At 59.2% G+C, this 25845-nt stretch carries 25 protein-coding genes; 7 read left to right on the forward strand and 18 right to left on the reverse strand.

The features are described 5' to 3' along the window. Positions 1–137 precede the first annotated feature (137 nt). Genes ntrC through dusB form a run of 3 tightly spaced genes read right to left on the reverse strand, consistent with a single transcriptional unit; the run spans position 138 to position 3747 of the window. Entirely contained in the window at positions 138–1589 is a 1452-nt protein-coding gene (gene ntrC / locus FCH38_RS01470; protein WP_149897648.1) for a nitrogen regulation protein NR(I), read from the reverse strand. Then, positions 1586–2734, reverse strand: a complete 1149-nt coding sequence (locus tag FCH38_RS01475; RefSeq protein WP_149897649.1) for a two-component system sensor histidine kinase NtrB — start codon at positions 2732–2734, stop codon at positions 1586–1588. Before FCH38_RS01475 ends, ntrC begins: the two co-directional genes overlap by 4 nt. Then, positions 2731–3747: a tRNA dihydrouridine synthase DusB gene (gene dusB, locus FCH38_RS01480; RefSeq protein WP_153513657.1), complete on the reverse strand. Its 1017-nt coding sequence runs from the start codon at positions 3745–3747 to the stop codon at positions 2731–2733. Before dusB ends, FCH38_RS01475 begins: the two co-directional genes overlap by 4 nt. 275 nt (positions 3748–4022) lie before the next feature. Between dusB and FCH38_RS01485 the strand changes: the two genes are divergently transcribed. Together FCH38_RS01485 and FCH38_RS01490 are read left to right on the forward strand one after the other, a co-directional pair. Further along, positions 4023–5210: a bifunctional 2-C-methyl-D-erythritol 4-phosphate cytidylyltransferase/2-C-methyl-D-erythritol 2,4-cyclodiphosphate synthase gene (locus FCH38_RS01485; RefSeq protein WP_153513656.1), complete on the forward strand. Its 1188-nt coding sequence runs from the start codon at positions 4023–4025 to the stop codon at positions 5208–5210. After that, positions 5207–5716 (forward strand): CinA family protein, encoded by a 510-nt coding sequence (locus FCH38_RS01490; RefSeq protein ID WP_149897652.1) that lies wholly within the window; start codon positions 5207–5209, stop codon positions 5714–5716. Before FCH38_RS01485 ends, FCH38_RS01490 begins: the two co-directional genes overlap by 4 nt. On the opposite strand, the gene FCH38_RS01495 is transcribed toward FCH38_RS01490, so the two are convergent. Then, the gene (locus FCH38_RS01495; RefSeq protein WP_153513655.1) at positions 5698–6153 is read right to left on the reverse strand and encodes a type II toxin-antitoxin system RatA family toxin; all 456 of its coding nucleotides are present in this window, start codon (positions 6151–6153) and stop codon (positions 5698–5700) included. The genes FCH38_RS01490 and FCH38_RS01495 overlap by 19 nt on opposite strands. A gap of 9 nt (positions 6154–6162) precedes the next feature. Further along, positions 6163–6732, reverse strand: coding sequence for an AAA family ATPase (locus tag FCH38_RS01500; RefSeq protein WP_153513654.1), 570 nt, complete (start codon positions 6730–6732; stop codon positions 6163–6165). Between the two features lie 247 nt (positions 6733–6979). On the opposite strand from FCH38_RS01500, the gene FCH38_RS01505 reads away from it, so the two are divergent. From FCH38_RS01505 to FCH38_RS01515, 3 genes are all read left to right on the forward strand, one after another. Next, positions 6980–7156 (forward strand): hypothetical protein, encoded by a 177-nt coding sequence (locus tag FCH38_RS01505; protein ID WP_003496171.1) that lies wholly within the window; start codon positions 6980–6982, stop codon positions 7154–7156. A gap of 129 nt (positions 7157–7285) precedes the next feature. Then, a complete protein-coding gene (locus FCH38_RS01510; protein WP_153513653.1) occupies positions 7286–8020 on the forward strand; it encodes a helix-turn-helix transcriptional regulator in 735 nt (244 codons plus the stop codon). 356 nt (positions 8021–8376) lie between these two features. Further along, entirely contained in the window at positions 8377–9309 is a 933-nt protein-coding gene (locus FCH38_RS01515) for a DMT family transporter (protein ID WP_153513652.1), read from the forward strand. A 184-nt stretch (positions 9310–9493) separates the two neighbouring features. Here the strand turns inward: FCH38_RS01515 and lipA are convergent, their stop codons facing one another. From lipA to FCH38_RS01575, 12 genes are all read right to left on the reverse strand, one after another. Further along, a complete protein-coding gene (gene lipA / locus FCH38_RS01520) occupies positions 9494–10465 on the reverse strand; it encodes a lipoyl synthase (RefSeq protein WP_149897657.1) in 972 nt (323 codons plus the stop codon). Between the two features lie 104 nt (positions 10466–10569). Next, on the reverse strand, positions 10570–10818 hold the full coding sequence (locus tag FCH38_RS01525; protein ID WP_149897658.1) for a GlsB/YeaQ/YmgE family stress response membrane protein: 249 nt from the start codon (positions 10816–10818) through the stop codon (positions 10570–10572). 80 nt (positions 10819–10898) lie between these two features. Then, on the reverse strand, positions 10899–12344 hold the full coding sequence (gene lpdA / locus FCH38_RS01530; protein ID WP_174372645.1) for a dihydrolipoyl dehydrogenase: 1446 nt from the start codon (positions 12342–12344) through the stop codon (positions 10899–10901). 60 nt (positions 12345–12404) lie between these two features. Continuing rightward, positions 12405–13049 carry an SGNH/GDSL hydrolase family protein gene (locus FCH38_RS01535; RefSeq protein ID WP_149897659.1) on the reverse strand — a complete coding sequence of 215 codons (645 nt, stop codon included), beginning with the start codon at positions 13047–13049 and terminating at the stop codon, positions 12405–12407. Positions 13050–13061: 12 nt separating this feature from the next. Further along, positions 13062–14417: a pyruvate dehydrogenase complex dihydrolipoamide acetyltransferase gene (locus tag FCH38_RS01540; protein WP_174372646.1), complete on the reverse strand. Its 1356-nt coding sequence runs from the start codon at positions 14415–14417 to the stop codon at positions 13062–13064. A 2-nt stretch (positions 14418–14419) separates the two neighbouring features. Beyond that, a complete protein-coding gene (locus FCH38_RS01545; protein ID WP_174372647.1) occupies positions 14420–14704 on the reverse strand; it encodes a hypothetical protein in 285 nt (94 codons plus the stop codon). A gap of 11 nt (positions 14705–14715) precedes the next feature. After that, complete coding sequence (locus FCH38_RS01550) at positions 14716–16128, reverse strand: pyruvate dehydrogenase complex E1 component subunit beta (protein WP_174372648.1); 1413 nt, start codon at positions 16126–16128, stop codon at positions 14716–14718. Positions 16129–16145: 17 nt separating this feature from the next. Further along, complete coding sequence (gene pdhA / locus FCH38_RS01555; protein ID WP_149897663.1) at positions 16146–17189, reverse strand: pyruvate dehydrogenase (acetyl-transferring) E1 component subunit alpha; 1044 nt, start codon at positions 17187–17189, stop codon at positions 16146–16148. A gap of 153 nt (positions 17190–17342) precedes the next feature. Further along, positions 17343–17660: an FtsB family cell division protein gene (locus tag FCH38_RS01560; RefSeq protein WP_149897664.1), complete on the reverse strand. Its 318-nt coding sequence runs from the start codon at positions 17658–17660 to the stop codon at positions 17343–17345. Between the two features lie 303 nt (positions 17661–17963). Next, positions 17964–19238: a phosphopyruvate hydratase gene (gene eno, locus FCH38_RS01565; RefSeq protein WP_006312487.1), complete on the reverse strand. Its 1275-nt coding sequence runs from the start codon at positions 19236–19238 to the stop codon at positions 17964–17966. Between the two features lie 136 nt (positions 19239–19374). Next, on the reverse strand, positions 19375–20220 hold the full coding sequence (kdsA, locus tag FCH38_RS01570) for a 3-deoxy-8-phosphooctulonate synthase (protein ID WP_149897665.1): 846 nt from the start codon (positions 20218–20220) through the stop codon (positions 19375–19377). After that, positions 20220–21101 carry a VOC family protein gene (locus FCH38_RS01575; RefSeq protein WP_174372649.1) on the reverse strand — a complete coding sequence of 294 codons (882 nt, stop codon included), beginning with the start codon at positions 21099–21101 and terminating at the stop codon, positions 20220–20222. The genes kdsA and FCH38_RS01575 overlap by 1 nt, the downstream gene beginning before the upstream one ends. A gap of 212 nt (positions 21102–21313) precedes the next feature. Between FCH38_RS01575 and lexA the strand changes: the two genes are divergently transcribed. Both lexA and FCH38_RS01585 read left to right on the forward strand, forming a co-directional pair. Beyond that, positions 21314–22036 (forward strand): transcriptional repressor LexA, encoded by a 723-nt coding sequence (gene lexA, locus FCH38_RS01580; RefSeq protein WP_149897667.1) that lies wholly within the window; start codon positions 21314–21316, stop codon positions 22034–22036. Positions 22037–22449: 413 nt separating this feature from the next. Beyond that, positions 22450–23127 (forward strand): glutathione S-transferase family protein, encoded by a 678-nt coding sequence (locus FCH38_RS01585; protein WP_149897668.1) that lies wholly within the window; start codon positions 22450–22452, stop codon positions 23125–23127. Positions 23128–23146: 19 nt separating this feature from the next. On the opposite strand, the gene FCH38_RS01590 is transcribed toward FCH38_RS01585, so the two are convergent. Beyond that, a complete protein-coding gene (locus tag FCH38_RS01590) occupies positions 23147–25582 on the reverse strand; it encodes a ComEC/Rec2 family competence protein (protein WP_174373109.1) in 2436 nt (811 codons plus the stop codon). Positions 25583–25845 lie beyond the last annotated feature (263 nt).

Genomic DNA, 25845 nt, shown 5'->3' on the forward strand with positions numbered 1-25845 from the left:
TCGCTGGCCAGCCAGCGCCACATTCCTGAAGTCAGGCGAGAGTCGCGTCACATCGGCGAATCTCTTTCCGTCCTAGTGTGTTCCAAGCAACACAATGTGGCGAAAATGCAACGACAAAGGCAGCCTTGTCAACATTCTCAGCTGGGGCGGGAGCTGCGATAGACGGAAACGCCAAGCTCGCGGATTTTCTTGCGCAGCGTATTGCGGTTCAGTCCCAGAAGATCGGCTGCCTTGATCTGGTTGCCGCGGGTTGCCGTCAGCGCGGCGAGAATCAGCGGGAATTCCAGTTCACGCAGCACGCGGTCATAAAGACCGGGCGGCGGCAGGCCGTCACCGAAGCTGGCGAAATAATCCCGCATGTTCTCCTCGACCGCCTGGGAAATGGTCAGTGAGCCCGTGCGAACCGCCATCTTGTCCAGCGGACTGTCGGGGACATCCGACTGCAATTCCTGCTCGACGATCTCGCGGGTGATGACTTCCTGCGGATAAAGCGCCATCAGGCGGCGGATCAGGTTTTCCAGCTCGCGCACGTTGCCCGGCCAGGCATAGGCCTTCATGACTTCCAGCGCTTCGGTCTCGAAACGCTTGCCTTCCAGGCCTTCCTTCTCGCCCGTCTGGATGAAATGACGCACCAGATCGGGAATATCCTCGGCACGGTCACGCAGCGGCGGCAGGCGCAGCGGCACGACGTTGAGGCGATAATAGAGGTCTTCGCGGAAGAGGCCCTGATTGATCGACTGTTTCAAATCCTTGTTGGTGGCGGCGACGATACGGACATCGGTGCGGATCGGCGTGCGACCACCCACCGTGGTATATTCGCCCTGCTGCAACACGCGCAGCAGCCGTGTCTGGGCATCCATCGGCATATCGCCGATTTCATCGAGGAACAGCGTGCCGCCCTCGGCCTGTTCGAAACGGCCGGTCGAGCGGTTCTGCGCGCCGGTGAAGGCGCCTTTCTCATGGCCGAACAGTTCAGATTCGATCAGGTCGCGCGGGATTGCCGCCATGTTGATGGCGACGAAGGGACCGTTGCGGCGCTTGCCGTAATCATGCAGCGCGCGCGCCACCAGTTCCTTGCCGGTGCCGGATTCGCCAGTGATCATCAGGGTCAGGTCGGTCTGCATCAGGCGGGCGAGCACCCGGTAGATTTCCTGCATCGCTGCCGAGCGGCCAACGAGCGGCATGCCGTCCTGCATGTCGTCATCGAGCTTTGCCGGCTTGCGCTTGGGTTCCGACAAAGCGCGGCCGATGATGGCGATCAGTTCCGTCAGGTCGAAGGGCTTGGGCAGGTAATCATAAGCACCCTTCTCCGAGGCCTTGATGGCGGTCATGAAGGTGTTCTGGGCGCTCATGACGAGAACCGGCAGGTCCGGACGGGCCTTCTTGATGCGCGGCAGCAGATCGAAGGCGTTTTCATCCGGCATCACGACATCGGTCACGACAAGATCGCCCTCGCCCGCCGAAACCCAGCGCCAGAGCGTTGCGGCATTGGAGGTGATGCGCACATCGTAACCGGCGCGGCTGAGCGCCTGGTTCAGCACCGTGCGGATCGCGGCATCATCATCGGCGACGAGGATAGTAGCTGTCATGGGTCATTTCCTGTCGAGTTCGGCAAGCTGCTGTCGTCCAGCGCCATTTCCGGCGAGACGGGCAACAATACGCGGAAAGTCGTGCGGTGGTTCTGGCTGTCGCATTCGACAATGCCGCCATGGGCGCCGATCAGCTTGGCGACAAGCGCCAGGCCGAGGCCCGAACCATTCGTCTTGGTGGTGATGAAGGGATCGAAGAGATGCGGCAGGAGATCGGCCGGGACACCCGGTCCGTTGTCATGCACGCAGAATTCGAGCGGCAGCGAGATGCGCTCGCGGCTGCCGGCAACAGAAAGGCGCATGCCGGGGCGGTAAGCGGTCGTCAGCAATATCTCGCCATCCGGCTGGTTGCCCACGGCTTCCGCCGCATTCTTCACCAGATTGAGAAAAACCTGCACCAGCTGGTCGCGATTGGCATAGACCGGCGGCAGCGAGGGATCGTAATTTTCCGAAATCTTGATGTTGCGGGCAAAGCCGGCCTTGGCAATGGCCTTCACATGATCCAGCACCGAATGGATGTTGACCGGTACGCGGTCCACCGGCCGCTCGTCGGAAAACACCTCCATACGATCGACCAGCGAAACGATGCGGTCGGTCTCGTCGCAGATCAATCTGGTCAGGGCGCGGTCCTCGTCCGGAACCGACATTTCCAGAAGCTGGGCAGCACCTCGAATACCGGAAAGCGGGTTCTTGATCTCATGCGCCAGCATCGAGGCAAGCCCGGTGACGGAACGGGCAGCTGCACGATGGGTCAATTGCCGGTCGATCTTGTCGGCCATCGACCGTTCCTGAAAGACGACGACGACCGATCCCGGCTCGCTGACAACAGGCGCGACATAAAGGTCGACCAGCTTGTCCTGTCCCAGACGCGGAGAACTCAGATCAACGCGATATTCGTTGACCGGAGCGCGGCGTTCCCGCACCTGATCGATCAGCGCCAGCAGCGGGCTGCCGAAAGGAATAAAGGTGGAGACGCGGTAGCGGGCAAGATGGGAGGCGCTCGCCCCGAAAAAGGCTTCGGCTTCCCAATTGGCGAATGCGATGAAACCTTCGGCATCCACAAGAATGACGGGGTTCTGCACCGCGTTCAGAACCGCCATGGCGAGCGGGTTTGCATCTGCCGGGCTGTGTTTGTCAGCGCTCATGCGGCCTTCCTTGCGGCGTCTTCGCCGGCATTGTCGCAAAGGGCGGCGCGCAGCAGATCCGCCACCTCCCCCGTGTCACGCGATGTCATGATTTTAGCCTTGTCGGGCGTGGTGAACTCAGGCGCGAAACGCTCGAGATACCAGCCCAGATGTTTGCGGGCATGCCGCAGACCGGCTTCCCTTCCGTAGAATTCCAGCATCATCTCGTAGTGCTCGACGGCGACACCAGCGATTTCGGCACGTTGCGGCGCGGCGTGTCCGGCCAGCACCGCCGGCAGCCAGGGCTGACCCTGCGCGCCGCGACCGACCATGACGGCATCAGCACCGGAACGGCGCAGGATTTCCCGTGCATCCTCTACGGTCTCGACATCGCCATTGGCGATCAGCGGCACGGAAATCACCTCGCGCACGGCGCGAATGGCGTCCCAGTCCGCGCGTCCTTCGTAAAACTGCATGCGGGTGCGGCCGTGAATGGTGATGAGCTGGACCCCTGCCGCTTCGGCGCGGCGGGCAATTTCGGGCGCGTTGATGGTGTTTTCGTCCCAGCCAAGCCGCATTTTCAGCGTGACAGGCACATCGACCGCACCGACAGTCGCCTCGATAAGCGAGAGCGCATGATCGGGATCGCGCATCAGCGCCGAGCCGGAATAACCGCCCGTCACCTTCTTGGCCGGACAGCCCATATTGATATCGATGATGCCTGCGCCGTTATCCGCGGCGATCCTGGCGGCTTCCGCCATGAAATGCGCCTCACGCCCGGCAAGCTGCACCATATGCGGCACCATGCCGGCATTTTTCAGCCGCGCCCAGGATTCGCCCCTGTTAGCGACGAGTTCGCGGCTGGCGACCATTTCCGTCACCACCAGCCCCGCGCCATAACGCCAGGCGAGCTGCCGGAACGGCAGATCCGTCACGCCCGACATGGGGGCCAGCACCGCACGATTACGGATCGTTACTGAGCCGATGCTGAACGGTTCTGACAATTCCGGAAGGGACAACTGATGATCTTTCATGCAGAAGGGTTATTTGCATTATTTTTAGACAGTGTTTGCGCAGTTGCCAAGCACTTTTAGAAGGTTGCACCTTTTATTTGCGGGGCGGCTGCCTGCCTGTTTTGCGGTCGGTGGCAAATTGTGCAGGTCCGAGCGTGCAATGACGTGCGATCCTGCGGCGTGCAGGATGAATGCGCGTCTTATCGGGCTGGCCATCCCGGTTTTGAAACGCTAGAGCAGGACTGTCAACCGCTAAGGGTTGCGTGCAAAGCATAAGACCAATGCAGGAAAGTACTATGAAACTCGGCATCGTCATCGTCGCCGCCGGACGCGGTGAAAGGGCTGGCTCCCCCGCGGAAGGGCCGAAACAATATCGCCCGATCGGCGGCAAGGCCGTGATCGAGCATACATTGTCGACCTTTCTTGGCTGGGACGGCACCTGCCCGATCGTTGTCGTCGTCCATGCAGACGATACAGCACTCCTGTCGCCGATCCTCCAGCGGCTCGATGCCGGCGAACGGATTATCACGGTGACCGGCGGCGCGACACGCCAGCAATCGGTGCTGGCCGGGCTGGAAGCATTGGCCGCGCATGAACCGACGCATGTAATGATCCAGGACGCCGTGCGGCCTTTCGTCACTGTGGACATGCTGGAGCGTATTGTGGCGCTGCACCGTGCTGGCGCTGTAGGCGTTCTGCCTGCCCTGCCCGTCACCGATACGCTGAAGCGCGGGTCAAATGATCGCGTCGTGGAAACGGTTTCCCGGCAGGGGCTTTATGCGGCGCAGACGCCACAAAGTTTTGGCTTTGGCGATATTCTCGCCGCACACCGCGCCGCTGCGGCTTCCGGAAAGACCGATTTTACCGACGATGCGTCGATTGCCGAATGGGCGGGGCTGCCGGTGACGCTGACCGAAGGTTCGGTCGACAATGTCAAACTCACTCTCAAGCGGGATATCGCCATGGCCGATGAAAAGCTCTCTCACGCATTGCCCGACGTGCGCACCGGCAATGGCTACGACGTACACCAGCTGGAGGCCGGGGATGGCGTGACGCTTTGCGGCGTGTTCATCGAACACGACCAGAAACTCAAAGGCCATTCGGATGCCGATGTGGCGCTGCATGCGTTGACGGACGCGCTGCTCGCCACCTGCGGTGCGGGCGATATCGGCGATCACTTCCCGCCGTCCGATCCGCAATGGAAGGGTGCCGCCTCGCGCATCTTCCTCGAACATGCGGCCAAGGTGGTGCGCGACAATGGCGGCACGATCATGAATGCCGATGTCTCGCTGATCGCCGAAGCGCCGCGCGTCGGCCCGCACCGCCAGGCCATGCGCGAAGCGCTCTCGGACATGCTCGGCATTGCGCTGGAGCGCTGCTCGGTGAAGGCGACAACCAATGAAACCATCGGTTTCGTCGGCCGCCGGGAAGGCATCGCAGCAATCGCCACCGCTACCGTCGTCTACAGGGGCAGACCGCTATGAGCCTCTTCCCCGCTGACATAGAAGAACTGGCGCGGCAGATCATTGCCGATTTCACCGCCCGTGGCTTCATGGTCTCGACCGCCGAAAGCTGCACGGGCGGCCTGATCGCCGGTTCGCTGACCGAAATTGCCGGCTCTTCCGCCGTCGTTGATCGCGGTTTCGTCACTTATACGAACCAGGCCAAGATGGACATGCTGGGCGTTGGTGCCGAGACGCTGACGACATTCGGCGCGGTATCCCGGCAGACGGCGCTACAGATGGCGCATGGTGCACTTTTCCGCTCAAGGGCGGATTTTGCCGTAGCCGTGACCGGAATTGCCGGTCCAGGCGGCGGTTCCGCTGATAAACCAGTAGGACTGGTGCATCTGGCCGCCAAATCGCGCGGCGGTAAAATTCTGCATCATGAAAAGCGTTACGGCGAGATCGGCCGCGCCGAAATCCGGCTTGCTACCGTCAAGACGGCGCTTGAGATGCTTGTCGCCCTCAATCAGGCCGGGTCGGCGTAAATCTTGTCTGCGCGGGTCTCGAAGGCTTCGGCGAACATACGGAAGGCCCGATCAAACATCGACCCCATGACCGCACCGAGCAGACGGCTCTTGAATTCATAATCGATGAAGAAATGAATGGTCGAGCCGCCATCCTCCGATTCTTCGAAACGCCAGCGATTGTCGAGATATTTGAACGGCCCATCGATATATTTCACATCGATGGCGCGCTCGGCCAGGTTCAGCAGCACCTGCGTGGTGAAGGTCTCGCGTATTGCCTTGTAGCCCACCGTCATATCGGCCACCAGCAGTACCCTGCCATCCCGCTCCTTGCGCGAGCGAATTGTAAGCCCTTCGCAAAGAGGCAGAAACTGCGGATATTTCTCCACATCGGCGACAAGGTCGTACATGCGGTCTGGCGAGTGTTTGACGTGGCGATGCGTTTCGAACTGGGGCATAAGCGGCAGTTAATCGTCGATAACAAGAAGATCAAGAAGGCGGCGAAACTGTTTTCGGCTTTTCAGCTGGAATACCGGCACGCCCTGACCATAAAGGGCGAAATTCTGTTCAAAAATCGGGGTGTGGCGGCGCTCGAAATTCCAGATATAGCGCAGGAAATCGGCGTCTATTCTTTCCGGGCATCCCTCCGCCATCTCCGGCCGCGCCTTGCCATAACCCTTGATCGCCCGGCTGACGGCGCCCCACAGGCAGAGCCAGCGCGGCATGCGCACCCAGAGCACGATGTGGGACCGCGGGATACGCATATCGAAAGACGACGGGTTGCTGCCATCCATCAGCCAGCGCTCCTCGGTGACGATGGTGGCAATTATCTCCCGCTGCTCCTCACGCGGACGCACCTGCCAGTCGGGCAGCCAGAAAACCTCGCGGTCCATGGAGATATAACGAAGCCCAAAATGGCGTGCGAGTTTCTGCGAGAGCGTCGACTTGCCACCGCCAGAACAGCCGACAACCATGATGCGCTGCGCCCCGGCGATGATTGCAGCCGCGTCTTCCACTTTCTCAAGATAGTTCGGCATTACACGACCTCGTCAGGATTGCAGCGATTGCCTGCCGCACGCACATCGCAATGAAGCAATATTGTCGTCGCGCATGGCAGTTACGGAAAATTGACTATTGCAACCCCCTCACAGGGATTGCTATTTATTTGCCACTAATATTACACCCACTGGATGCAAACGCGCCGGGCGCTCCCGTTTTCCCCACGCGTATTCATCTTTGGGTTCAGACCCGATACATAACCGCTTTGAGCCACTGAGTGAGCCGATGGACGATTTTTCCAACATCATCAACCTTCTCGAATCCGCCAAGCAACTCGCATCGATGAACGGCATGCCCGTGCTTGCCTACCTTATCGACGTTGCAAAATGCGAGGCGAGAGAGAACAAGCCGGTTCTGCGCAAGCGCAAACGCGGCGAATCGACCGCCAAGGAAGACTGTTAATTGCCGTTTCATATAGCCGACCGATAAAGCCGGCTGGCCCAATCTTCAAGACGATGTCATAATCAGACAATGAAACTGGCCGCTTTTTTCGAGGCGGCCATTTCTTTGCACAATGGAAACGACAGCGTCATGACAGTCGCCTCGGCAGATATCAGAACCTACCAGCAGGAAAGACCTAGGGAACGGCACGGTTTCGTGCAGATCGTTCTTCCAGTCTCCGGCTGCCTGCGGATCGATGTGGGCGGACGACAGGACGAATTGTCGACCGGACGCGGCGTCTTCATCCATCGTGATGCACCGCATACGCAGGAAGCGACGGCGATCAACCATTCGCTGGTGGTCGATATCGATGAAAGTGCTGTTTCCGAACAGACGCTGGAGAGATTCGCCCGCGTGCCGTTTCTCGATATTGCACCTGACACACGGCAATTGATCGCCTATATGCGCGGCCTCATCAAAACCGACGGCCAGCGCGACGATATCGCCGGTCTTTGGGCGCCGCTGCTGGTGGACAGCCTCGCGACCGAAAAAGCCGATATCCGCCAGCGCCTGCGCAAACTCAGTGCAGTCGTCAGAGCAGAGCCTTTCTTTCCCTGGACGATCGACATGCTGGCGACCTGCGTGACGATCAGCGACAGCCGCCTGCACGCGCTGTTTCTTGCAGAATTCGGTCTCCCGCCTCACCGTTGGCTTGCCGGGTTGCGCATGGACAATGTCTGCACGCTCCTCAGCGAATCCAGCCTGCCAATCGCCGAGATCGCGCTCAGGGCCGGTTTTTCCGACCAGACGGCGCTGACGCGCGCCATGCGCAATGCGGTGGGTGAAACGCCGGCCGCCTATCGCCGGAACCGCGGCATTCATTAGATTTGAGCTTTCAGGAGGTCGTCCGTTCATAGTGGGCGAGAGGCGCGTGTGTTTACCCCCCTCTACCCTGCCGGGCATCTCCCCCTCAAGGGGGGAGATCGACAGGAGGCGCTACCTCCACTTCATTCTCAAGCTTCGAGATGAACGAGACCTTGCCGCAGATCGATCTCCCCCCTTGAGGGGGAGATGCCCGGCAGGGCAGAGGGGGGTAAGCCACACCCACCTCGATCCGCTGTCAATGAACAACCTCCTAAAAACCAACAATCAGAGCGGCGGACAAGTCAGGAGTTTTCGTCAAGACAACCGCAAAGGCCTGTGGCACATCGCGGACAAAGTGAATGCGGATGTGACATGACATGAACAACAAAACGGGTCTCGGTGTTTTTTACGGCGTGCTGGCGGGCGCGCTCTGGGGCGGCATCTTTCTCGCCCCAAAACTCGTGCCGGATTTTTCCGCGCTGCAATTATCGACGGCGCGTTATCTCACCTACGGGCTGATTTCCCTCATCATCATCGGGCCGCGCCTGAAGCGGGTATCGGCGCATTTCGGCGCGCGGGAATGGTTTGCGCTCGGCTGGCTGAGCATGATCGGCAATATTGCCTATTATGTCTTCATATCAACGGCGGTGAAGCTGAGCGGCGTCGCCTTCACTTCGATCATCATCGGCTTCCTGCCCGTCGCCGTCACCATCATCGGCAGCCGCGATCATGGCGCGGTCTCGCTGAAGCGGCTGTGGCCGTCGCTTGCCTTCGGCGCCATCGGCATTATCGGCATTTCCTGGCAGTCGCTGACGGAAAACGACGCCGGGCTGGATGTCTCACGTGTCATCGGTCTTGCCTGTGCTCTCGGCGCGCTGGCCTCCTGGACGGCTTTTGCCGTCGGCAATGCCCGCTGGCTGTCACGTCTTCACGATGTCAGCGCCGATGACTGGAACATGATGACGGGCGTCGTGACCGGCGGGCTTGCGCTTCTGCTCGCCATTCCAGCCTTCGGCTTTGGCGGAGAAAGCCACAATACGGGAGACTGGCTGCATTTCGCCGCCATCGCCGCCGGGCTCGGTTTCACCGCCTCCATTCTCGGCAATGCCTTCTGGAACCGCATGAGCCGCATGCTGCCGCTCACCCTGGTCGGACAGATGATCCTGTTCGAAACGCTGTTTGCGCTGCTTTATGGTTTTCTCTGGGAAGGTCGCGGGCCGACCACTGTTGAGATCGTGGCGATCTGCTCGGTGGTGCTGAGCGTCGTGTTGTGCATGCGGGCGCATAGGCCGGAGAAGGTTGTGGTGTGATTGGGTTGAAGGCCGACAACAGGCGGCTGGGCCATTTCACAAGCCTCGCCTCCCACTCATCGTCATCCAATCAGGTATCGTACAATCGATAGGCCGCAGATGCTCGGGACAAGCCCGAGCATGACGGTGGAGAGAGCGTATATCACCCGATCCAGCAACCTATGTTGCTGAACCTTTCTGTCCCTTATTCCGCAGCCGCCAGCAGCTTCTTCTCGCGGGCCGCACGCAGGCGCTCGAAATCGTCGCCGGCATGGTGCGACGAGCGGGTCAGCGGGCTGGAGGAGACCATCAGGAAGCCCTTGGTGTAGGCGACCGTCTCGTAGGACTTGAATTCTTCCGGCGTCACGAAGGCCTCAACCTTGTGGTGCTTGCGGGTCGGCTGCAGGTACTGGCCGATGGTCAGGAAATCCACGTCGGCGGTGCGCAGATCGTCCATCAATTGCAGCACTTCGTTACGTTCCTCGCCGAGGCCGACCATGATGCCAGACTTGGTGAACATGGTGGGGTCCAGTTCCTTCACCCGCTGCAGCAGGCGCACGGAATGGAAATAACGCGCACCAGGACGAACGGTAAGATAATTGCCCGGAACCGTTTCCATATTATGGTTGAAAACGTCAGGCTTGGCGGCAACGACCCGTTCCAGAGCGCCGGGCTTCTTCAGGAAGTCTGGCGTGAGGATTTCGATGGTCGTGTTGGGAGACGCAGCGCGGATCGCCCAGATGACCTTCTCGAAATGTTCCGCACCGCCATCGGCGAGATCGTCGCGGTCCACCGAGGTGATGACGACGTGCGAAAGGCCCATCTGCTTGACGGCCTTGGCGACGTTTTCCGGTTCATCCATATCCAGCGCATTGGGCTTGCCGGTCGCGACGTTGCAGAAGGCGCAGGCGCGGGTGCAGATCTCACCCATGATCATGAAGGTCGCGTGTTTCTTTTCCCAGCATTCGCCGATATTCGGACAGCCGGCTTCCTCACACACCGTTACCAGCTTGTGGCTGCGCACCAGTTCGCGCGTCTCGTGATAACCCTTGGAGGTTGGCGCCTTGACACGGATCCATTCCGGCTTGCGCATGACCTCGGTATCGGGCCGATGCGCCTTTTCCGGATGGCGGATGCGCTTGTCGTCAGACAACGTCCTGTCGAGAATAGTGACCATTAAAAACCTGCTTCCATCGCTTTCCGCGACCTAAACATCTGTTGGCCCGATGCTTTAGAACAATTCCAGAAAAAGCGTAAGCCCCTTCCGGGCACCAAGCCTTTTCAGCGCCGCACCAGCTTTGCCAGAAACAGCAACAGGCTGGCGCCGAGGAACGAGGTGATGAAATAACCGAGCCTGCTATCCTGCACGAAGACATCGAGGGCTCGAAGCACCGCGACCGCGACGACCGAGCCGACAATGCCGAGCACGATATTCATGAAAATGCCGAAGCGCATATCCATGAGCTTGCCCGCAAGCCAGCCGGCGAGACCGCCGATGATGATTGCTGCAATCCAGCCTACACTTTCCATTCACGCGCTCCTGAAAGAACCAGTATCGAGACATATGGGACACCCGGCAAGGGTAGACAATGCCGGGCATCACGCGGCACTTATGCGTTCAGCACACGCCCATAGGCGTCGAGCACGCTTTCCTTCATCGATTCCGAAATGGTCGGATGCGGGAAGATCGTGTGCATCAAATCTTCTTCTGTTGTCTCTAGGTTCATGGCGACGACGAAGCCCTGAATGAGTTCGGTGACTTCCGCGCCGACCATATGTGCGCCAAGCAGCTCACCGGTCTTCTTGTCGAAGATGGTCTTGACCATGCCCTGATCTTCACCCAGAGCGACCGCCTTGCCGTTTGCCGCAAAGGAGAAGCGGCCGACGCGGATATCGCGGCCCTGTTCCTTGGCCTTGGCTTCGGTCAAACCAACCGAGGCGACCTGCGGGTTGCAATAGGTGCAGCCGGGGATCTTCAGCTTGTCCATCGGATGAACATTCGGCAGACCGGCGATCTTTTCGACGCAGATGACGGCCTCATGCTCGGCCTTGTGAGCGAGCAGCGGCGGGCCGGCGACATCGCCGATGGCGTAGACACCAGGCACATTGGTCTTGCCATAACCGTCGATGACGATGAAGCCGCGATCGGTCTTTACGCCAACGGCCTCAAGGCCGATGCCTTCGACATTCGCCACGACGCCGACAGCCGAAATCATCCGGTCAGCGGTGATCTTCTCGGAAGAACCGTCCTTCTTCTCCAGCGTCGCAGTGACGGAGTTTGCAGCCTTCTCGACCTTGGAAACCTTGGTCTCCAGATGAATCTTGATGCCCTGCTTTTCCAGCTGCTTCTTCGCGAAAGCAGAGATTTCCGCATCTTCGACCGGCATGACCTGGCTCATGATCTCGACGACGGTAACATCGACGCCCATGGTGCGGTAGAAGCTGGCGAATTCGATGCCGATGGCGCCCGAACCCATGACCAGCAGCGACTTCGGCAGTTCTTCCGGCTTCATCGCCTCGAAATAGGTCCAGATCAGCTTGCCGTCCGGCTCGATGCCGGGCAGCGCGCGCGGGCGGGCGCCTGTCGCGACGATGATGTGCTTGGCAGTGTAAGTGCCCTCACCCAGCGTGTTCTTCGGAACCGGACCCTGCGGCTGAACCACCGGCTTGGTGGACTTGCCGACGACGATTTCGCCCGGCTTGGTGATTTTCGCTTCACCCCAGATGATATCGACCTTGTTCTTCTTGAACAGGAAACCGACGCCATTGTTCATGCGAGCGGCAATGCCGCGCGAGCGGGCGACGATTGCCTTGACGTCCGGCTTGATCGAACCTTCCAGCGTCAGGCCATAATCCTTGGCGTGGGTGGCGGTGTGCATGACATCGGCGGTGCGCAGCAGGGCCTTGGTGGGAATGCAGCCCCAGTTGGAGCAGATGCCGGCAAGGTGCTCGCGCTCCACGACGGCGACCTTCATGCCGAGCTGGGCGGCGCGGATCGCGGCAATATAACCGCCCGGTCCCGAACCGATGATGATGACGTCATAAGATTGAACCATTGGAAATCCTGCCTTGTCTTATTCGGATGACGGCACGCCGTTCCGAAACGAGAATGATTGTCAAAGTCCGAGCATCATGCGGACGACGGGCTCCAGCCCGCGGCCGATGGCCCGCGTGTTTTCAGCATCGAGATGGACGCCGTCCACCGGCGTCGTGCGGGCGACCGACCCGGCATCGAAAAAGCCGCAATCGAGGTCGTCGGCAAGGTCCCTGTAGACGGACGCCAGCATCGCCGATTCATCGATCGCATCACGAAAGATCGCGCCCATGAATGGATTGGCCGTTTCGCATAGTTGCGGTGGCGCGACGATCAGAACGTCAGGCGCTTCCCAGTCCGACACCTGCCAGACGTGGTTGCGCGTAAGTTTCACCAGCCGCTCGACACCCTTCATCGCAACAATGGCCGAACCATGGATCGCCGGTTTCATGTCGTTGGTGCCGAGCATGATGATGACCAGATCCAGCGGCGCGTGGCTGTGCAGCAGCGTCGGCAAAAGCCTTGCGCCATTGCGGTCGCAATCGCCGGTGTGGTCGTCATAAGCGGTGGTGCGACCGCCCAGTCCTTCGTGGATCACATGGACGTCAGGACCGAGCGCCTTTTGCAGGACGCTCGGCCAAAGATCGTCATGGCTGTGACGGCCACCCGTTTGCGCATCCGATCCCCAGGTGAGGGAATCGCCAAAGCAGAGGACCGACTTCACCATGTTACTCTCCGATCAAACCAACATGCCCATCGGGTTTTCGATGTAGCGCTTGAACGCGCCGATCAGTTCGGCTCCGAGCGCACCATCGACGCAGCGGTGGTCGGTGGAAAGCGTGACCGTCATGACGTTGGCGATCTTGATCTCGCCGTTCTTCACAACTGCCCGCTGTTCGCCCGCGCCGACCGCCAGAATGGTGGCATGCGGCGGGTTGATGACGGCGGAGAAGCTTTTCACACCCATCATGCCCATGTTGGACACGGCAGTCGTGCCGCCCTGATACTCCTCGGGCTTCAGCTTGCGCTCTTTCGCGCGCTTGCCGTAATCCTTCATCTCGTTGGAGATGGTGGAGAGCGACTTTTCTTCCGCCTTGCGGATGATCGGCGTGATCAGGCCACCCGGAATGGAAACGGCAACGCCGACATCCGAATGCTTGTGCTTGACCATGGCGCTTTCCGTCCAGGAGACGTTGGCATCAGGAACATCACGCAGCGAAAGCGCCAGCGCCTTGATGACCATGTCGTTGACCGACAGCTTGTAGGCCGGCTTGCCGTCCTTTTCAGGAGCAGCGGCATTGAGCTGGGCGCGCAGCGCCAGAAGCGTATCCAGTTCGCAATCCACGGAAACGTAGAAATGCGGAACCGTCTGCTTGGATTCGACCAGACGCTTGGCAATGACCTTACGCATGCCGTCATGCGGCACAAGCTCGTAGGAGCCCTGTTCGAACAGCTTGAGAACCGCTTCGTCGGACTGGCCCTTGGCCAGCGCCGGGGCCGGTGCGCCTGCCGATGCAGCAGCCGGAGCAGCCTTTGCACCGCCGGAAGCGGCAGCCTTTTCCACATCTGTCTTGACGATGCGGCCATGCGGGCCGGAACCGGAGACGGCCGTGAGGTCGAGACCGGCTTCCTTGGCGAGACGGCGGGCAAGCGGCGATGCAAAGATGCGCTCGCCGGACTTTGCGACCGGGGCCGGTGTGGACGATGCAGGTGCCTGATCGGCGGCCGGCTTTTCAGCCTTGGCAGGTGCTGCTTCTTCCTTCGGCGCTTCGGCCTTAACGGCTTCCTGCTTCGGCGCTTCCGCCTTGGCAGGAGCGGCATCGCCGCCCTTTGCCGCAGCGGCCACGTCCTCGCCTTCAGCGGCGAGAATGGCGATCAAGGCGTTGACCTTGACGCCTTCAGAGCCGGCGGCAACCACGAGCTTGGCAACGGTCCCTTCGTCAACGGCTTCCACTTCCATGGTCGCCTTGTCGGTCTCGATCTCGGCAATCACGTCACCGGGGGCAACCTTGTCGCCTTCCTTGACCAGCCACTTGGCCAGATTGCCCTCTTCCATCGTCGGGGAAAGGGCAGGCATGGTGATGTTGATAGGCATGACTAGTCCCCCCAAACGAGATTATATTGATCCAACTCTTCAGGATGTTCCGCCAGCCGATCCAGCTGCGATGGCGAGACTTCGATATATCCGGCGACATCACTCAGCCATTCGCTAACGGCGCCGATGACGCCGATATACTCACGCGGAACACCGGCAATCACATCGCCTTCACCGTCATTGATAACCGCCCAAAAGACGACGCGCTCGAATTGAGGAGCCCCTTTGGAACCTAACACACGATACCAATTTTCCGTTGCCGGGAGGATTTGTTTTATTTTGCTCACAATCTCCCCCTTTACTTGTAGCAGACGGTTTTGACGGCCTGAACGACTTCATCGACGTTTGGCAGAGCCAGCTTTTCGAGGTTTGCCGCGTAAGGCATCGGAACGTCCTTGCCGGCGATCGTCAGGATCGGCGCATCGAGATAATCGAAAGCGGCGCGCATGACCTGGTTGGCGATGAAGTCACCAACCGATGACTGCGGGAAGCCTTCCTCGACAGTCACCAGACGACCGGTCTTCTTTACCGATTCGATGACGGTGGGCAGGTCCATCGGACGAATGGTGCGCAGATCGATCAGTTCGACATCGATGCCAAGCTTTTCGAGTTCCGCAACCGCCTTGATCGCATAGGTCATGCCGATGCCGAAGGAAACGATGGTCGCATCCGTGCCCTTGCGGTGAATGCGCGCTTTGCCGATCGGCAGCACGAAATCATCGAGCTTCGGCACTTCGAAGCTCTGGCCGTAGAGAATTTCATTTTCAAGGAAAATGACCGGGTTCGGATCGCGGATAGCCGCTTTCAGCAGGCCCTTGGCGTCGGCTGCCGTGTAAGGCATGACGACCTTGAGGCCCGGAATATGGCTGTACCATGCGGCGTAACATTGCGAATGCTGCGCACCGACGCGGGCAGCAGCACCGGACGGACCGCGGAACACCATCGGTGCGCCCATCTGGCCGCCCGACATATAAAGCGTCTTTGCCGCCGAGTTGACGATCTGGTCGATCGCCTGCATGGCGAAGTTGAAGGTCATGAATTCGACGATGGGCCGCAGGCCCGTCATCGCCGCACCGACGCCGATACCGGCAAAACCGTGCTCGGTGATCGGGGTGTCGATCACGCGGCGCTCGCCGAATTCCTGCAGCAGGCCTTGGGTGATCTTGTAGGCGCCCTGATATTCGGCGACTTCTTCACCCATGACGAAGACCTTTTCGTCGGCGCGCATTTCTTCGGCCATGGCGTCACGCAGCGCTTCACGCACCGTCGTCATCACCATTTCCGTGCCTTCAGGAATATCCGGATCGGCCGCAACTTCGATCTTCGGGGCTGCCGGAACCTTGGCGGCTTCCTTGGCAGCGCTCGGCTCTTCGGTCGCTTCGCGGGTCTTGCCGCCAGCGGCATCCGAATCGGAATTTGCAGCTTGCGCCTTCGGCGCGGAAGCGGACGAAATGTCGTCGGCGCTTTCGCCTTCCTGAAGAAGAATGGCGATAGCCGTATTGACCTTGACGCCTTCAGTGCCGGCATCGATCAGCAGTTTGCCGATCACGCCTTCATCGACGGCTTCCACTTCCATGGTCGCCTTGTCGGTCTCGATCTCGGCAATCACGTCACCGGAGGTGACCTTGTCGCCTTCCTTTTTAAGCCATTTGGAAAGCGTGCCTTCCTCCATGGTCGGGGAAAGGGCGGGCATAAGAATTTCTACTGGCATGGGTTTCCCTTTCCCGATCAGAGCAGAATGTCGGTGTAAAGCTCGGACGCATCCGGCTCTGGGTCGTTCTGGGCAAAGTCGGCGCTGTCGGCGACGATATCACGGACATCCTTGTCGATGGCCTTGAGTTCGTCTTCGCTTGCCCAGCCCTGCTCCAGAAGCCGTGCCTTGACCTGCTCGATCGGGTCATGTTCGGAGCGCATCTTCTGCACTTCGTCCTTGGAACGGTATTTCGCCGGGTCGGACATGGAGTGACCACGGTAACGGTAGGTCAGCATTTCGAGAATGATCGGACCCTTGCCGGAACGGCAATGTTCCAGCGCCTGGTCGGCGGCGGCCTTGACGGCGCGCACATCCATGCCATCCACCTGAATGCCGGGAATGCCGAAGGACTGGCCGCGCAGCGAATAATTCGACTGGGCGGTGGCGCGGGCAGTCGACGTGCCCATGGCGTAATGGTTGTTCTCGACGATATAGATGATCGGCAGTTTCCACAGAGCCGCCATGTTGAAGCTCTCGTAGACCTGACCCTGATTGGCCGCGCCATCGCCGAAATAGGTGACGGAAACATTGTCGTTGCCGCGATATTTGTTGGCGAAGGCAAGACCGGTTCCGAGCGAAACCTGCGCGCCGACGATGCCATGGCCGCCGTAGAAATGTTTCTCCTTGGAGAACATGTGCATCGAGCCGCCCTTGCCCTTCGACAGGCCGCCGCTGCGGCCGGTCAATTCGGCCATGACGCCACGCGCGCTCATGCCGAGCGCCAGCATGTGGCCGTGGTCGCGGTAAGCGGTGATGACCTGATCACCTTCCTTCTGCGACATCTGCATACCGACGACAACGGCTTCCTGACCGATGTAGAGGTGACAGAAACCACCGATGAAACCCATGCCATAAAGCTGGCCGGCCTTTTCCTCGAAGCGGCGGATGAGCAGCATCTCACGGTAAGCGTGAAGCTCTTCTTCCTTTGCGAAGTCCGGGCTGTTCTTACCGGTGAATTCGGTTGCAGCCTTTGCCGTTGTCTTTCGGCCGGACACGGTCGCTGGTTTTCGCGGCGCCATTCATCCCTCCCTGAGTTGCTATTTGAACGGATAGATTGGCGCGCACCATATGCAAGAAAATGCCATGCAGCAATGCTATAAACGCATGGCACATATTCACGCTAAGATGCTGTGAATAAATCAAAATTCGTTAATTAACCTGATTTCGGTTAATTAGAAATATGTGTTCATGATGACGATTTCGTCCGTGCGGGACATATTCAGCTGATAACGCGAAATTTCATCGATCATGTCTCGCTCCAGCGAGCCGTCACTCAATAATTCCACCTGCCGCTCCAGCGCCACACGCGATTGTGTGAGCTTTGCGAGCTCCGCCGTTCTGGCAATGCGCTGCCGCTCCAGCCGCTCCGTCGCCTGCAGGCCGAAGTCGCCATGGATGGAATGATAGCCGAAATAAGAGAGAAAAGCGATCGTGATGGCCGGAACGATCAAGCGGCCGAATCGTCTCTTTTTATGATGTCTGGTCCACATGCCGGAGAGAAGCCTTAAAACGCACAGTGTGAGTCTCGAGACTAAAGCGGATTGTTTAACTATCCGTTGACCTTAAATCGCGATCGGCAAAGGGGCATGAAAAAGCCCGCCGGAAGGCGGGCTGGATTCATTGGGAGACATATCCCCCTCACAGTCATCCTCGCCCTTGAGGCGAGGATCCACAAGCGGGGTTGTGGATGGATCCTCGGGTCAAGCCCGAGGAGGACGTCTCATGCGTTGATATGCATCTGGCCAACCATGGCACGCCAGACAGCGGGCCATGTCGCCAAACCCAAGCGTGAATTATCCGCGCAGGATCGAACGGCCGGCGTAAGCAGCCTGCGGACCGAGCATTTCTTCAATGCGGATCAGCTGGTTGTACTTTGCGAGCCGGTCGGAACGGGCAAGCGAGCCGGTCTTGATCTGACCGCAGTTCGTCGCGACAGCGAGATCGGCGATGGTGGAATCTTCCGTCTCGCCCGAGCGGTGCGACATGACGGCGGTGTAGCCGGCCTTGTGCGCGGTTTCCACCGCATCCAGCGTCTCGGAGAGCGAACCGATCTGGTTGACCTTGACGAGGATGGAGTTTGCAACGCCCATCTTGATGCCGTCACGCAGACGCGCGGAGTTGGTGACGAACAGATCGTCGCCGACGAGCTGGCACTTGTTGCCGACGAGATCGGTCAGCGTCTTCCAGCCTTCCCAGTCGTCTTCGGCCATGCCGTCTTCAACCGAGATGATCGGGTATTTGTTGACAAGCTCGGCCAGATATTCAGCCATTGCGCCCGGCTCCAGCGTGCGGCCTTCGCCTTCGAGGACGTATTTGCCGTCCTTGAAGAATTCGGTCGATGCGCAGTCGAGGCCGACATACATGTCTTCGCCCGGACGGTAACCGGCCTTTTCAATCGACTTCATGATGAAATCGAGCGCAGCCGGCGCGCTTTCGAGACCCGGTGCAAAACCGCCCTCATCGCCGACATTGGTGTTGTGGCCCTGTGCCGACAGTTCTTTTTTCAGCGTATGGAACACTTCAGAACCCATGCGCACGGCTTCGCGGATGTTTTCCGCGCCGACCGGCAGGATCATGAATTCCTGGAAATCGATCGGGTTGTCGGCATGTGCGCCGCCATTGATGATGTTCATCATCGGAACCGGCAGCAGATGCGCGTTCGGGCCACCGACATAACGGTAAAGCGGCAGGCCGGAAGCTTCGGCCGCAGCCTTGGCGATGGCGAGCGAAACGCCGAGGATGGCGTTGGCGCCGAGGCGCGACTTGTTCGGCGTACCGTCGAGCGCGATCATCATCTGATCGATCTGGATCTGGTTTTCGGCATCGAAACCGCCGATGGCGTCGAAGATTTCCGTGTTGACGGCTTCGACCGCCTTTTCCACGCCCTTGCCGAGATAACGCTTGCCGCCATCGCGCAGCTCAACCGCCTCATGCGCGCCTGTCGAGGCGCCGGAAGGAACGGCCGCACGGCCCATGGAGCCGTCTTCGAGGTAAACATCGACTTCAACAGTCGGGTTGCCGCGGCTGTCGAGGATTTCGCGCGCGATGATATCGGTAATGGCAGTCATGGTCTCTCCCTTGGGAATGGAACAGATATTTTCCGTCGCCTGTCTTAGACGATGACGAAGAAATTACAATGACGGCGGGCGGCAGAAACGGAGCGCCCGCCATTTAAAATCGATTGGCACAAACCGCGCCAGCCCCTTAGGCTTTGGTGATCGCGTCGAAGGCCAGAAGCTTTTCCAGCAGTTTCGGCATGTCCTTAAGGTGCACCATGTTGGGGCCATCGGATGGTGCATTGTCCGGGTCCTCATGGGTCTCGATGAAGAGGCCGGCGACACCGACCGCGACTGCCGCACGCGAAAGCGTCTCGACGAACTCGCGCTGACCGCCCGTCGAACCGCCCTGCCCGCCCGGCTGCTGCACCGAATGGGTGGCGTCGAAGACGACAGGCGCGCCGAGCGACGCCATGATCGGCAGCGAGCGCATGTCGGAGACCAGCGTGTTGTAACCGAAGGACGCACCGCGCTCGCATAAGAGCACATTCGGGTTGCCGCTTTCATTCAACTTGGCCAGCACGTTCTTCATGTCCCAGGGTGCCAGGAACTGGCCCTTCTTGACGTTGATGACACGGCCGGTTTTGGCGGCGGCGACGAGAAGATCGGTCTGGCGGCTGAGAAAGGCCGGGATCTGCAACACATCCACCACTTCGGACACGATGGCGCATTGTTCCTCGGTATGAATGTCGGTCAGAACAGGAAAGCCGAATTCCTTCTTGAGATCGGCGAAAACCTGCATCGCGTTATCAAGGCCTATGCCGCGCTTGCCGGAAAGCGAGGTGCGGTTCGCCTTGTCGAAAGAGGATTTGTAAACGAGGCCTATTCCAAGCTTGTCGCAAAGCTCCTTCAGCACGCCCGCAATCATGAAGGCATGTTCGCGGCTCTCCATCTGGCAGGGGCCGGCAATCAGCGAAAAACGCTCGGTATTGGAAAAGGAAACCTTGCCGGCGCCATCGCCGGCGGTGACTTTGAGATTGTTCGTAACGCTCATCATTTTTCCTCGAAGGCGAAGGCAACGCCCTGACCGGGTGCTGCGGGCACCACCAGCCGGCCGCCCGCTTCTGCGCTGGACACGCCATTAGCAGCAAGTGCTGCTTCTGTCACGGCAAGATCGCGAACGGAAAAGACGATGCCTGCGCCGCGCAATCCACCGCCGCCCTCTTCGGGAGCATTAAAGGCATGTCCGCCAAAGACCGGCTTTTGCGTCAATCTTATGCGGGCATTGCCGGTTGCGAAAACCACATCACCATCCGGGGACATTTTGCCATCACAGCCAAAAACAGTTTCGATCAGCCGCACCGCATTCACATCACCACCGGCAAACAGGACGATCTCGCTGAGGCCGGAAACGCCATTGGCATGGCTCTCCAGCACTGAACGGTCGCCCGGCAGGGCCTGCAACCGCTGGCAACTGAACAGGAAGAAATCCGCAGCGGAACCACTGGTTGCAAAAGCCAGCCGGAAGGCCGCTTCGCTCTGCGAACCATCAGGCATTTTGACCGGCCGCGAAAATTCAAAGACATTTCCGGCCGAAATGCCTGAGGCTACGAATCGGTCGTGATCGCCAGGAGCGTCCTGTGTTGCAGCAACTAGAGCGGAAAATCCCTCCCCTGCGACATGTTTCCGGAAGACCTGATCCCGCCCGGTGAACACATCTCCCCGGCCAATCGAGGCATTATAGTTAGCCGGGTTAGCAATTGCGAGAGGTTCCAGATAGGTGCCGTCAGCGAAAAAAACGCAGGCATTCTGAGTGCCGAAAGGGTGGAGAGCCGCTGGTGCTACCGTAAATCCAAGGTTTCCAAGGCGATTGACGGCAATGCCAAGGACTTCCACAGGCAGAACGAGATGGTCGACACGGTATGCTTTCGTCATTTTCCTGCTTCCTGCTCTCACATCCGGCATAGCGATGCCGGAACGGTCCGAAAGGCAGAAAAGCACAATTTCGTGCTTTCAGGCAAATCATCAAAACAACAGATAGCAGCTTCACGAAATTTTAGGGGATTGCGGAACACATATGGAACATATAGTGTTCGTTCTGTATTTGTTTCACGATCTCCACGACGATTCTCAAGGGTGTTTTCCTCATGCTCACGCGCAAACAGCAGGAATTGCTTCTCTTCATTCATGAACGAATGAAAGAGTCCGGCGTGCCGCCCTCCTTCGATGAAATGAAGGACGCACTCGATCTTGCTTCCAAATCCGGTATCCACCGGCTGATTACCGCTCTCGAAGAGCGTGGTTTTATTCGCCGGCTACCTAACAGGGCGCGGGCGCTGGAAGTCATCAAGCTTCCGGAGGCCTATACGCCGGGTGCGAGGCCGCAACGCGGCTTTTCGCCAAGCGTCATCGAAGGCAGCCTTGGCAAACCGAAGACGCCGGAACCCGCACCAGCGCCAAAGGCTCCGGCCAACGATCTCGGCGGGGCGGTCACCGTGCCGGTCATGGGTCGCATCGCCGCCGGTGTGCCGATTTCCGCCATCCAGAACAACACCCATGATGTTGCCGTGCCGGTGGACATGCTGGGTTCGGGCGAACATTACGCGCTCGAGGTCAAGGGCGATTCGATGATCGAGGCCGGTATTTTCGACGGCGATACTGTCATCATCCGCAACAGCAATACCGCCAATCCAGGCGATATCGTCGTAGCGCTGGTGGATGATGAGGAAGCGACGTTGAAACGCTTCCGCCGCAAGGGCGCTTCCATCGCGCTTGAAGCAGCCAACCCCGCTTATGAAACTCGCATCTTCGGGCCTGATCGGGTAAAAATTCAGGGCAAGCTGGTCGGGCTTATACGTCGTTACCATTGATCTGAATTCGCCGTCATCCTCTCGAAACAGGCATCGTCATGAGGCTAACCCTGTCGAAGATGGCGGCAATTTCCTAATTCGGCAGACTATGTGAGTGTCGGGAAAGCTTATCATTCCCGCAGACGGACGCAACCTGTCTGGTAGAGATCAGTTCCAGTCTCATATGGATATCCTTGTCGCGCTCTTCTCTCCGGCGTGTTGTCACCACTGCGTCATATACCGTGGGCTTTTGGTCGCGTGAGGTCGTTTACGCTTGAGGGATATGGCTGGCCTGGCGCTGCCGCCGAATAGTGACACGCAGTGGAAAGCCCCTGCCATTCATCAACGCGATTTATGGGTGCCATGGATTATTTTCGATATTCCATCATGCCCCGACAGGTATAGAAATGCGCGTCATATCCGGGAGATAAGCCATGTACGATCTTTATATCGCCAACAAGAACTACTCCTCATGGTCGCTGCGGCCGTGGGTGTTGATGCGCACGCTCGGTATCGCCTTTGATGAGAAACTTGTTCCGTTCGGCGAAGGTGTCGCCTTTTCCAGCTTTTCGCCAACCGGCAAGGTGCCGTGCCTTGTCGATGAGGGCGTGACGATATGGGAAACGCTGTCTATCGCCGAATATCTCGCCGAACGGCATCAGGGCGTCTGGGCGAGCGACAAGCAGGCACGTGCATGGTCGCGTTCGGCTGCGAGTGAAATGCATGCCGGCTTTTCCTCGCTGCGCAATCTTTATCCGATGTCGGTCGGTATTCGGGTCAAGCCGAAGGATGGCGATCTTGGACTTGCGGCAGACATAAAGCGCATCGATGCGCTCTGGAGCGAAGGTCTGACAAAATTCGGCGGCCCATATCTTGCCGGTCAGAAATTCACGGCGGTCGATGCTTTCTTCTGCCCGGTCGCGTTCCGTTTCCAGACCTATGGCGCTGAGCTCTCGACTGCAGCAAAAGCCTATTGTGATCGGTTGCTCGCCCTGCCCGCCATGCGTGAATGGTATGAGGCCGGATTGAAGGAAATCTGGCGCGACGCGGCGCATGAACAGGAAATCAGCGGCATTGGTGAATTGACTGCCGATCTGCGCGTGAAGGTCTGAGGATCCATGCTGGCGGCGTTCACTGAGATGTCGCCAGCAACTGCCTGACCGGTTCCGGCACCTCGTATTCGAAACGGTCGCTTTTCCAGTCGTAATAGCGGTGCTCGCTCCATGGCCTGTCCGCCCCGGCAATCGCCGCGCGCAGCCGTCCGACGACCGCGGATTGATCGCTGCCGGCAAAGTTTATTTCTACCGAGCCAATGCGCCGCAATATATCGCGGTTGAGCAGAAGCGCTCCTGAGCGGCATTGCGCAAACGAGGTCCTGCGGGAAACGACGACAATATCGGCGATGTCGCAGGCTTTTCCGGCAAACCGGCCGTCTTCCAGAACGACAATCCATTCACCACTGCCGGCGCGCGCCACGCACCATATGCCTTTGCTGCAGGTGAAGACGCCGGGTGCCGCATCTTTCAGCGCCGCCGTCATCTGCCGCGTCACCACCCTCATCTCTTCCGGCGTGAGCTTTGATTTTGTGGTCAGGCCTACACTGGTTACTGCGGCATCCGCTTTAAGAATGACCGGCGGCGCGGGCTGTTCCGGCAGCAGCAGCGCCCTTTGCCACTGGCCATATACAAAGCCCTGCGGTCGGGTTTTTGTCGTATAGGCCTTGCCGTCTTCCAGCAGCGCCACCAGTTCACCATCCTCGTGAATGAGAAGATCCGGGACATCGTGATAGGCCACAGCCGCCGACAGGCCGAAAGCGGAGACAAGAAGCGGAATACCCAGCAGCGCAAGCCGGCTGCGCAGTAAGGTCAGCAGCAGGAAGCCGGCCGAGCCGAGACCGATAAACCACTCATGCGGCCGCCCCGTTGCAGCGCTGCCGCCCCAGGACGCCACTTCATTGGCGACTTCGATGACGAGCGCCATGCCATAACCCATAACCTTCAGGAACGGCGCATCGAGCCCGAACGGCATCAGCAGCATAGCGAGCAGGCCGAAGGGCATGACGATCAGCGACATTAGCGGCATGGCGGCGAGATTGGCGAAAAGTCCATAGGTGGTGACACGATGGAAATGCTCGGCCGAATAGATCGCCGTCGAAAGGCCGCCAATCAGCGATGTGGTGATGACGCCGCCAATGACGGCGCCCGCCGTTTGAAACACCGTGATCCATGCCGGTTTGCGGCCGATGAAAAGGCGCTCGCGATCGTTGTGCCGGCGGCTCCACCAGGCATAGGTGGATACGAGCGCGATGGTCGCGGCGAACGACATCTGGAAGCTCGGTCCCATAATTTCCGAGGGCGAAAAGACAAGAATGACCAGAGCCGAAAGAGCAACATTCCTGAGGCTGAGTGACGGCTGATCAAAAAGAATCGCGATCAACATCACCGACATCATCAGCCAGGCGCGCTCGGCGGAGACAGCGAAACCGGAAATCAGATAATAGGCGAGCGTCATCAGGAGGGCTGCGAAAGCCGAAATCTTCTTGACGGGCCAGCGCTGCGCAAAGGCGGGGAACAGGCTGAAGGCAAGTCTTAAACCGACGAAAAATATACCGGCGGCAAGCGCCATGTTAAGCCCGGATATGGCAACGATATGGGCAAGGCCGGAGAGCCTCAGCGCCTCCATCGTCTCGCCGGATATGGCCTGCCTCTCATCGGTGACGATGGAGGCGGCGAAAGCTCCGGCGTCACCGCCAATGGTGTTGCGGATGCGCTCGGCAATGGCGCTACGCAGGCCGTAAAGCCGCCTATCGGCCCATTCCAGCCAGCCCGTTTCGGTCTTGATGTCACCCTTGGGTGATACAAGTGTCTGCGGTGGCTTATAGAAAAATCCGGTGGCGCCTATGCCTTTGAAATAGGAAGCGAAGGCGAAATCGTTCAGCCCCGGCAAAGCGGGGCCGGATGGCGGCGACAGCCGCGCCTTGCCGCTGATGGTGGCGCCAAGCGCCACCGGCTCACCTCCCCCACGGGCAAGCAGCGAAATCCTCTTCGGCGGGCGCGACAATGTCGGCCCTTCGGTCGCGATCAGTTGAACGACGTATCGCCAGGAGCCGCGCGCATCCACTTCCCGGCGCGCCACCGTGCCGGTGATGGTGGTTGTGACCGGAGTATCCAGCACCACGGTTGCCGCCCGCCGGGTTTCAAGATCTGCCAGAAGCATGCCCAGCAGAAGAAAAGCGACAACACTGCAGATGGCTGCCCATGGGCTGCTGTCATATCGGGTAAAAAGTGCCAGACCGGCAGCCAGCAGGAATGCCATTGCCAGAACGGATAAAGACAGCGTGACTTCCAGAGAGAACCACAGGATCGCGCCGCAGCCGATGAAGACGGGAACGAAAAGAAAATCGTGGCCGAATGCGCGCTCTTCGTCGAGGCAGCCGGCAAGTTTTCGGGCGATGACTGCCTTGAGATTGCGCTTGGGAACAGGGGCTGGAAAATCATAAGCCACAACGTCGCCGGCGCGGTGAACGGGAAACAGGATTTCATGCGTGCCGGGCAAGCCGCCCTGCAACGTTTCGGCATATCCGAGATGCTTTCTTTCCCCTTGACCGAGCAATCCGCGCCGCCCCTGCCGCACTGGAAACAGGTTTGCAGGGCAGCGCGAAGGATTGCAATCCTTATCCTTTAACGGAGCGTTGACCGAGATTGAATTGCCATGGCCGATAAAGCCGCAAGCAACGTCATTGCGTATGCCGCAATGCACAATTTGACCTTCGAATAGCTTGGCATCGGCGCAAGGATCATATAGCTAATCGGTAGACGCTTAACCGCGAG

Origin of the sequence: Agrobacterium tumefaciens, from assembly GCF_013337285.1 — a bacterium.
In the GTDB taxonomy this organism is placed as follows: domain Bacteria; phylum Pseudomonadota; class Alphaproteobacteria; order Rhizobiales; family Rhizobiaceae; genus Agrobacterium; species Agrobacterium burrii.

Bases quoted from the DNA above. Each gene is read 5' to 3' on its own strand.
- ntrC (WP_149897648.1), bottom strand. From the start codon at position 1,589: ATGACAGCTACTATCCTCGTCGCCGATGATGATGCCGCGATCCGCACG.
- FCH38_RS01475 (WP_149897649.1), bottom strand. From the start codon at position 2,734: ATGAGCGCTGACAAACACAGCCCGGCAGATGCAAACCCGCTCGCCATG.
- dusB (WP_153513657.1), bottom strand. From the start codon at position 3,747: ATGAAAGATCATCAGTTGTCCCTTCCGGAATTGTCAGAACCGTTCAGC.
- FCH38_RS01485 (WP_153513656.1), top strand. From the start codon at position 4,023: ATGAAACTCGGCATCGTCATCGTCGCCGCCGGACGCGGTGAAAGGGCT.
- FCH38_RS01490 (WP_149897652.1), top strand. From the start codon at position 5,207: ATGAGCCTCTTCCCCGCTGACATAGAAGAACTGGCGCGGCAGATCATT.
- FCH38_RS01495 (WP_153513655.1), bottom strand. From the start codon at position 6,153: ATGCCCCAGTTCGAAACGCATCGCCACGTCAAACACTCGCCAGACCGC.
- FCH38_RS01500 (WP_153513654.1), bottom strand. From the start codon at position 6,732: ATGCCGAACTATCTTGAGAAAGTGGAAGACGCGGCTGCAATCATCGCC.
- FCH38_RS01505 (WP_003496171.1), top strand. From the start codon at position 6,980: ATGGACGATTTTTCCAACATCATCAACCTTCTCGAATCCGCCAAGCAA.
- FCH38_RS01510 (WP_153513653.1), top strand. From the start codon at position 7,286: ATGACAGTCGCCTCGGCAGATATCAGAACCTACCAGCAGGAAAGACCT.
- FCH38_RS01515 (WP_153513652.1), top strand. From the start codon at position 8,377: ATGAACAACAAAACGGGTCTCGGTGTTTTTTACGGCGTGCTGGCGGGC.
- lipA (WP_149897657.1), bottom strand. From the start codon at position 10,465: ATGGTCACTATTCTCGACAGGACGTTGTCTGACGACAAGCGCATCCGC.
- FCH38_RS01525 (WP_149897658.1), bottom strand. From the start codon at position 10,818: ATGGAAAGTGTAGGCTGGATTGCAGCAATCATCATCGGCGGTCTCGCC.
- lpdA (WP_174372645.1), bottom strand. From the start codon at position 12,344: ATGGTTCAATCTTATGACGTCATCATCATCGGTTCGGGACCGGGCGGT.
- FCH38_RS01535 (WP_149897659.1), bottom strand. From the start codon at position 13,049: ATGGTGAAGTCGGTCCTCTGCTTTGGCGATTCCCTCACCTGGGGATCG.
- FCH38_RS01540 (WP_174372646.1), bottom strand. From the start codon at position 14,417: ATGCCTATCAACATCACCATGCCTGCCCTTTCCCCGACGATGGAAGAG.
- FCH38_RS01550 (WP_174372648.1), bottom strand. From the start codon at position 16,128: ATGCCAGTAGAAATTCTTATGCCCGCCCTTTCCCCGACCATGGAGGAA.
- pdhA (WP_149897663.1), bottom strand. From the start codon at position 17,189: ATGGCGCCGCGAAAACCAGCGACCGTGTCCGGCCGAAAGACAACGGCA.
- FCH38_RS01560 (WP_149897664.1), bottom strand. From the start codon at position 17,660: ATGTGGACCAGACATCATAAAAAGAGACGATTCGGCCGCTTGATCGTT.
- eno (WP_006312487.1), bottom strand. From the start codon at position 19,238: ATGACTGCCATTACCGATATCATCGCGCGCGAAATCCTCGACAGCCGC.
- kdsA (WP_149897665.1), bottom strand. From the start codon at position 20,220: ATGAGCGTTACGAACAATCTCAAAGTCACCGCCGGCGATGGCGCCGGC.
- FCH38_RS01575 (WP_174372649.1), bottom strand. From the start codon at position 21,101: ATGACGAAAGCATACCGTGTCGACCATCTCGTTCTGCCTGTGGAAGTC.
- lexA (WP_149897667.1), top strand. From the start codon at position 21,314: ATGCTCACGCGCAAACAGCAGGAATTGCTTCTCTTCATTCATGAACGA.
- FCH38_RS01585 (WP_149897668.1), top strand. From the start codon at position 22,450: ATGTACGATCTTTATATCGCCAACAAGAACTACTCCTCATGGTCGCTG.